Here is a 7,651-nt window from a genome sequence, read left to right on the forward strand (position 1 = left end):
CTGATAAACATGGTTTAATAGCGAAGTAAACGTTTTTACTATATTTGGCGGAGGTATTTTATGAAAAAAAGGAAAATTAGCGGTTCTATTATTTTCATTCTCATGTTCGCCTTGATTTTTGGCCAGCTTCCTATTGTGAAAGCCGGTGCTGCGGCTGACGCACCCGTTGATGAGACGGCGCTGACGATCGCAAGCCCTGTAAAAGCAGCATTTAAAAACAATGAGGAAGCACACTGGTATAAAGTTGAACCTTCTGAAAAAGATGTTGCGGATTTTACGCATTTTCGGTTCAAGCTTCAATCAGATCAAGAATTGAATATTTCAATTTACTCCAGTTTGGAAAATGCAACCGAGGGACATACTTTTGATCGGTACAACGGCTTTTCATACGAAAAAAATCCTGGAATCATTGATTTTCCGGTTGCCTGGAAAGGACCTTACTACGTAAAAGTGGAAAATCACAATGACGAGGAAACCGACAATACGTCAAATACAGATGTTTCTTACACCATCAGCTATGAAGGCGTCACCCTTCCGCCATCAGATCAGCAGGCTGAAGAGGATTGCCCTGCGGAATTAAGCGTTTCCGAAAGGGAAAACGGAAAAAGCATTCTGCAAGATTTAAGAACGATTAGAGATGGTGTCCTCTCGAAAACGGAAAAAGGGAAATCTCTCTCTTCTCTATACTATAAAGCCGCTCCTTTCATAAGTGCGAAAATGATCTTCGACAAATCGCTGCGCAATGGTGTATACCGCGATCTAGTGCAGTTGAAAAAACTGTTTGGCGATGTCGCCAAAAACGGATCGTCAAGCACATACACGATCACAAAAGAAGATCAAAAAGCAATCACCAGCCTTTACTCGGCAGCACGCGAAACGGTACCCGAATCTTTAAAAAAACAGCTTGATGAAACAGCTGAAGAAATCGATATTGCAAACACAGCCGGCAGCAAAGTATCAGCGCTTTTCGCAAAAGCCGGTTTGACAGATTCAAACATATCAGCGGCACCTGAAAACCGCTATATTGTGAAATTAAAAGACGGCAAAAAACTGAGTTCCTTTGCAGCTAAAGCTAAGGCATTTGGCGCGGAATCCGTCGACTCCATCAAAAAAAGCAAAGCAGCTTTGGAAAACATGTATGTGCTGGAACTGGACCGGCATGATTCAGACGGATACAAGGCCGCCGCAAAGAAATATAAAGCAGCTGCCGACAAGCTGTCCAGACTTCCTGAGGTGGAGTTCGTCGAACAGGTCCGCCAATATCGGGCACTATCGGCCGATAGCCAGTACTCCTATCAATGGTCGCTGAAAAACAATGGCAAAGACCGGGCCGCAAACGCCGACATCCAATTTGAAAAACTTCAAAAACTGCTGAATGGAAAAACGTTAAACGAAACGGTCATAGCGGTTGTCGATACCGGTGTCGATCATACGCTTGCAGACTTAAACGGAGTTGTCAAACATGAGGAAGGCTACAACTACATCGGCCGCAACACAAATGCGATCGATGATAACGGACACGGCACACATGTGTCAGGCATCATCGCAGCGGCGGCTGATAATCACTACTCAATGGCAGGCATCAATGCACACGCAAAAATTCTCCCGGTGAAAGTGCTGGATTCTTCAGGCGGCGGAGACACAGAGCAGATCGCATACGGGATCATATATGCCGTTGACCACGGAGCCAAAGTGATCAATCTGAGTCTTGGAGGACCGTACAGCCGGGTGATCGAATACGCCCTGAAATATGCCGCGGACAAGAATGTGACGGTCGTTGCTGCAAGCGGGAATGACGGCCTTTCAGAAATATCATATCCGGCGTCTTCAAAATACGCTTTATCCGTAGGTGCGACCAATCAGATTGACCTTGTCTCCGACTACTCCAACTATGGAAAAGGACTCGATATGGTAGCACCAGGAACCGATATTCCAAGCCTTGTTCCTGATGGAAATGTGACGTATATGAGCGGTACATCAATGGCTGCGCCGCACGTTGCCGCCGTTGCGGGACTTCTTTTGTCAGAAAAACCGTCTTTAAAACCAAAGGAAGTGGAAAAGCTGCTGACGGAGACGGCTGCTGATGTCTCATTTGAGGAACAGGACAATCCGGGCTCTGATTTTGACGATGGAATGGAGCCTGAGCCTCCGGCACCAGGATATGACTTTGTCTCGGGATGGGGAAGATTGAATGCGTACCATGCGGTAAGTGTTTTAGAGCTGAAATTGAAGGTCAATCCGATTTTAGACCATGATCGAGCTGTCAAAGGTACCGCGAAAAGCGGATCAACGGTTAAAGTGATCAGCGGAAGCAAAGTGCTGGGAACGGGAACGGCGGGCAAATCAGGAGCCTTTTCGGTAAAAATCCCGGCTCAGGCAGCGAACCATGTTCTCCATGTCGTTGCAACAGGCCATCAAGCTGAGGCATCGCTTCGGGCCGTCGTGGAAAAAGGGCCGAAAAAACCGTCTGTCAAGCGCGTCACCAACAAGGATGTCTATGTGAAGGGGACAGCGCCGGCAGGCTATACAGTCAACATAAAAAATAAGTCAAAAAACATCATCGGATCAGCGAAAGCGGATGCTTCAGGAGCATTCAAAGCCAAAATCGCCAAACAAAAAGAATACACGATTTTGTATGCCACCGCATCAGCGGATGCCTACAGGGAAAGCAGTGAAGTCAAAATCACGGTCGCCGACGTGATTCCGCCGCATGCGCCTAAAATCAATCCGGTCTCTGATAATAGCAAAGAAATCAAGGGCAAAACCGAAGCGGGCGCACAGGTCACGGCAAAGGTAAAAGGAAAAACGATCGGCTCGGCCAAAGCGAACGGCAAAGGGGAATACCGTCTCAAGATCGCCAAGCAAAAAGCGGGAACGACCATCAGTGTGACCGCAAAAGACAAAGCGGGCAACACCAGCAAAACGGCGAAAATAACCGTTATAGACAAAACCCCGCCTTCCGCACCGAAAGTGTATACCGTGTCAAGCAATAGTACGGCCGTAAAAGGTAAAGCTGAAGCGAATGCCAATATCATCGTCAAAGCCGGCAAGAAAACCATCGGCACCGGCAAAGCGAATAAAAAAGGCGATTTCTCCATTAAAATAAAAAAGCAAAAGGCAAATACCGTATTATCAGTCACAGCGAAAGACCAGGCAGGAAATATGAGCAAAGAGAGAAAAACAACCGTGAAAAAGGCAAAATAGTTTGATGGACCGGGAGCTGATGTTCAATCAGCTCTTTTTTTGCTGCTTTTGCGCCGGTTATGGTGCTGTTATTGTCTGTTTTCCGGAAATATAAAACGCATGCCATTCGTGCGGACTTTGCAGAAAGGCGACATGCAAAAAAAAACGAAAGTATACACAGAAGGCATCGTGGCATCAAGCCGAAAAGGATGGAATCTTCGCACTGTCGCTGTAAGGGCGGGGCCGCATATATCGAACATCTCACAGGCATCTCTCGGCAGAGCTATACAGCAAAATGTGTCAGGGTTTGAAAAACTCGGACGTCCGCTGATGGCCGCCGTTTGGGCAAGCAACCCTGAGTCATAAAAAATAATATATAAGAATACTATCAAATGAGGATCATTGAATCGTTAAGCAGATAGGCGATTTTTGTGTATTTTGGACTGTGAACCGACATGGGCAGTTTTTCCCCATTTTGTTTTTTATTCAAAAAAATTTATATTAAAAAAGGAATTTTGAGAGCATCTGTCAAAATTGAATGGCATAGACGTTTGCGGAATGAATGTTCATTCCTACCTTTCGGAGGTCGAAATAAATGGAGCAGGAAAGCAAGTATAACAAAATCATTGAAGCTTCACTCGTCCTTTTTGCAGACCGCGGCTTTGATGCCACAACCATTCCGATGATTGCAAAAAAAGCAAACGTCGGGGCAGGCACCATTTACCGCTACTTTGACAGCAAAGAGGCTCTTGTCAATGTACTGTTTCAGGACAGTGTGAGGCGTTTTACAGAAAAGGTAAAGAAAGGCTACCCCTGGCATCAGAGTGTTCGCAGCCAATTTCACCATATTTTCCGCTGTCTTTACGAGTTTTCGCAGGAGAATATCCATGCGCTTTACTTCCTGGAAATTAACAAAACTTCACACTATTTGACGGAAACGAGCCGGGAAGTCCTGAATGAACTTTTAGATTTTGTCTATTTATTTTTTGAAAAAGGCAAGGAGGCAAACATGATTCACCCGTTGCCGTCACACATCTTGACAGCGATTGTTTTTGGAGCATTCGTTCATATTCAAAAACTGGTCAAAGCCAAAGAAATTGAAGACCCTTCCGGCTTGATGGAAGAAATTGGAGAACGCTCTTGGCATGCCGTTAAACGCCACAATTGATGCCGATCTTCGATCAATAGAAAGGATGATTTTGATGAACAAGCTAAACTCGATTCCAATCCCGAAAACATTCGGCCCTCTCGGCAATCTTCCATTGCTTGATAAAACCAAGGTGTCTCAATCGCTCTGGAAAATCGCGGATGAATTCGGACCTATTTTTCAATTTAAGTTTGCAGAGACGATCGGTGTTTTTGTTTCAAGCCATGAACTGGTGTCAGAGGTCTGTGATGAATCCCGGTTTGATAAAAACATGGGGAAAGGGCTTTTGAAGGTTCGCGATTTTAGCGGAGACGGACTGTTCACAAGCTGGACGCATGAACCCAACTGGCGGAAAGCCCACAACATTCTTCTGCCGAGCTTCAGCCAAAAGGCGATGAAAGGCTACCACTCGATGATGCAGGATATTGCGGTTCAGCTTATTCAAAAATGGCTCCGCCTTAATCAGAATGAAAGCATCGATGTTCCGGATGATATGACGCGTCTCACTTTGGATACCATCGGCTTATGCGGCTTCAACTACCGTTTTAACAGTTTTTACCGGGATGGGCAGCATCCGTTCATCGAGAGCATGGTTCGCGGTTTGAATGAAGCGATGAGACAGACGAAGCGCTTCGAGCTGCAAGATAGGCTGATGATCAAAACAAGGCGGCAGTTTAACCATGACGTTGAATCGATGTTTTCACTTGTCGACAGGATCATCGCCGAACGCAAACAAACCGGCGGCGGGAACGGAAACGATCTGCTGTCCCTCATGCTTCATGCGAAGGACCCTGAAACCGGCGAAAAACTCGATGATAAAAACATCCGCTATCAGATCATCACGTTTTTGATCGCGGGGCACGAGACGACGAGCGGTTTACTATCATTCGCCCTTTATTTTCTCCTTAAGCATCCCCGGGTGCTTAAAAAGGCTTATGAAGAAGCTGACCGGGTGCTCACAGATCCCGTGCCTTCATATCAACAGGTTCAGCAGCTCAAATATATCCGGATGATTTTGAACGAATCGCTGAGGCTTTGGCCGACGGCACCTTCTTTTTCCTTGTATGCGAAGGAAGAAACGGTGATCGGCGGCAAATACCTGATTCCAAAAGGGCAAAGCGTATCAGTTCTGATCCCAAAACTGCACAGGGATCGAAGCGTCTGGGGAGATGACGCTGAATCATTCCGGCCTGAGCGGTTTGAACAAATGGACGGCATTCCGCAAAACGCGTACAAACCGTTCGGAAACGGCCAGCGCGCCTGCATCGGCATGCAGTTCGCGCTTCATGAAGCGACAATGGTTCTCGGGATGATCCTTCAGTATTTTGAACTTGAAGACCATACGAATTATCAACTGAAAATAAAAGAATCGCTTACGATAAAACCGGAAAACTTTACGATGCGGGTAAGGCCGAGAAAAGAGAGCATGCCGATGATGGCGGCCGGTCATCAAGAAAAACAAACCGCTGCCGTAAAGGATGGCCATTCACAGCAAGCCGCCGAGCATGGGCACGGCACTCCGCTGCTCGTCCTATACGGCTCGAACCTGGGAACAGCCGAAGATGCAGCAAGACAGCTGGCAGACGAAGCGCTTTTGCAAGGCTATCAAACCAGAACGGCCGAGCTTGATCAATATAAGGGCAGCATTCCGAAGGAAGGGGCGGTGCTGATCGTAACCGCCTCTTACAACGGACATCCGCCCGATCGTGCAAAGGAATTCGTCGATTGGCTTGAACAGGATCATGAAAAAGACTTAAACGGCGTCAAATATGCCGTATTTGGCTGCGGGAACAGCAGCTGGGCCAGCACCTACCAGCGGATTCCCCGTCTGATTGACAGCGCATTGGAGAAAAAAGGCGCCAGCAGGCTCCACAAGCTTGGAGAAGGAGACGCCAACGATGATTTTGAAGGCAGTTTTGAGGCTTGGCAAAACGGTCTGTGGCCCAATTTAAGAAAAGCATTTTCTCTAGATGAGCAGCGGCAGCAGGAAGCTGACAGACAAGCGCTTTCCGTCGAATTTATCAGCGCACCGGCCGCCTCGCCCCTTGTCAAAACGTATGAGGCGTTTACGGCGCATGTCTTAGACAACCGTGAACTTCAGAGAGGAAACAGCGGAAGAAGCACACGGCATATTGACATCTCTTTACCGGAAGGAGCTGCATATACAGAAGGAGATCATCTCGGTGTGCTTCCGCAAAACAGCAGGGCGCTGATCGGCCGGGTTTTCAAGCGGTTTGGCCTGAGCGGAAATGAACACGTGCTGATCAGCGGAGAACGCCCTGCCGCCCATTTGCCATTAGATCGTCCGGTCAATCTCAGAGCTCTGTTCCAAAACAGCGTTGAACTGCAGGAACCGGCTACGAGAACCCAGCTTCGTGAACTGGCCGCCCACACGGTGTGTCCGCCTCATAAGCGGGAGCTTGAAGAACTGTTGGAAGATGAGGCCTATAAAGCACAGGTTTTGCAGAAACGTTTGACAATGCTTGACCTGCTTGAGCAATATCCGGCCTGTGAGCTGCCGTTTGCCCGATTTTTGGCGCTCCTGCCTGCATTGAAGCCGAGATACTATTCCATTTCATGCTCGCCTCGGCAAAACGGACAAAAGACGAGCATCACAGTAGCGGTTGTGAGCGGTCCGGCGCTGAGCGGACGGGGCCAATACCGCGGGGTGGCATCAAATTATCTGGCGGAGCTCAACCCGGGGGACAGCCTTTCTTGTTTTATCCGCAAGCCTTCTTCAGGCTTCAGACTGCCGGATGATCCAGAAACACCGGTCATCATGGTCGGACCAGGAACGGGAGTCGCACCATACCGCGGCTTTCTGCAGGCGCGCCGCGTCCAAAAAGAAGCTGGGGCAACGCTTGGCGAAGCCCATTTGTATTTTGGCTGCCGTCATCCGGAAGAGGATTATCTATATCGCGATGAATTAGAAAAAGCAGAGCGGGATGGGATCGTACAGCTGCACACTGCATTTTCGCGGCTGGAAGGCCGGCCGAAAACATATGTTCAGGATCTGATGAAGGAAGACGCAGAAATGCTGATTCATCTCCTGGATAAAGGTGCCCGCTTATATATTTGCGGAGACGGCGCGCGAATGGCTCCGGACGTCGAGCGTACTCTGTGCGAGGCATATGAAAACGTATATCGGGCAAGCAGAGGAGAGGCGCAAAACTGGCTCTCCAATCTGCAAGCAGAAGGACGCTATGCAAAAGACGTCTGGACTGCCGCCGTTTCTGCCGAGGCATCTTTATCGTTCCAGGCGTAAACGCAAAAAGAGACAACCCGTTTAGGTTGTCTCTTTCAGCGTGTCGACAAACCCCC

The 7,651-nt window shown here is 48.2% G+C and carries 4 protein-coding genes; all 4 read left to right on the forward strand.

Annotated elements, in window-relative coordinates:
• Positions 1-60 precede the first annotated feature (60 nt).
• The 4 genes from BTR1S_RS16735 to BTR1S_RS16750 all read left to right on the forward strand — a co-directional run bounded on the left by BTR1S_RS16735 (position 61) and on the right by BTR1S_RS16750 (position 7,595).
• Entirely contained in the window at positions 61-3,204 is a 3,144-nt protein-coding gene (locus BTR1S_RS16735; RefSeq protein ID WP_006637768.1) for a S8 family peptidase, read from the forward strand.
• A gap of 132 nt (positions 3,205-3,336) precedes the next feature.
• A complete protein-coding gene (locus BTR1S_RS16740) occupies positions 3,337-3,549 on the forward strand; it encodes a hypothetical protein (protein WP_155910169.1) in 213 nt (70 codons plus the stop codon).
• Positions 3,550-3,778: 229 nt separating this feature from the next.
• A complete protein-coding gene (locus BTR1S_RS16745; protein WP_029419272.1) occupies positions 3,779-4,351 on the forward strand; it encodes a TetR/AcrR family transcriptional regulator in 573 nt (190 codons plus the stop codon).
• 34 nt (positions 4,352-4,385) lie between these two features.
• The gene (locus tag BTR1S_RS16750) at positions 4,386-7,595 is read left to right on the forward strand and encodes a bifunctional cytochrome P450/NADPH--P450 reductase (RefSeq protein WP_006637765.1); all 3,210 of its coding nucleotides are present in this window, start codon (positions 4,386-4,388) and stop codon (positions 7,593-7,595) included.
• Positions 7,596-7,651: the final 56 nt, after the last annotated feature.

Source organism: Bacillus sonorensis NBRC 101234 = KCTC 13918, from assembly GCF_001592005.1.
Taxonomy (GTDB): domain Bacteria; phylum Bacillota; class Bacilli; order Bacillales; family Bacillaceae; genus Bacillus; species Bacillus sonorensis.

What these genes read in the sequence shown, in the direction of transcription:
- BTR1S_RS16750 (WP_006637765.1), top strand. Translation starts at nt 4,386, where the DNA reads ATGAACAAGCTAAACTCGATTCCAATCCCGAAAACATTCGGCCCTCTC.
- BTR1S_RS16735 (WP_006637768.1), top strand. Translation starts at nt 61, where the DNA reads ATGAAAAAAAGGAAAATTAGCGGTTCTATTATTTTCATTCTCATGTTC.
- BTR1S_RS16745 (WP_029419272.1), top strand. Translation starts at nt 3,779, where the DNA reads ATGGAGCAGGAAAGCAAGTATAACAAAATCATTGAAGCTTCACTCGTC.
- BTR1S_RS16740 (WP_155910169.1), top strand. Translation starts at nt 3,337, where the DNA reads ATGCAAAAAAAAACGAAAGTATACACAGAAGGCATCGTGGCATCAAGC.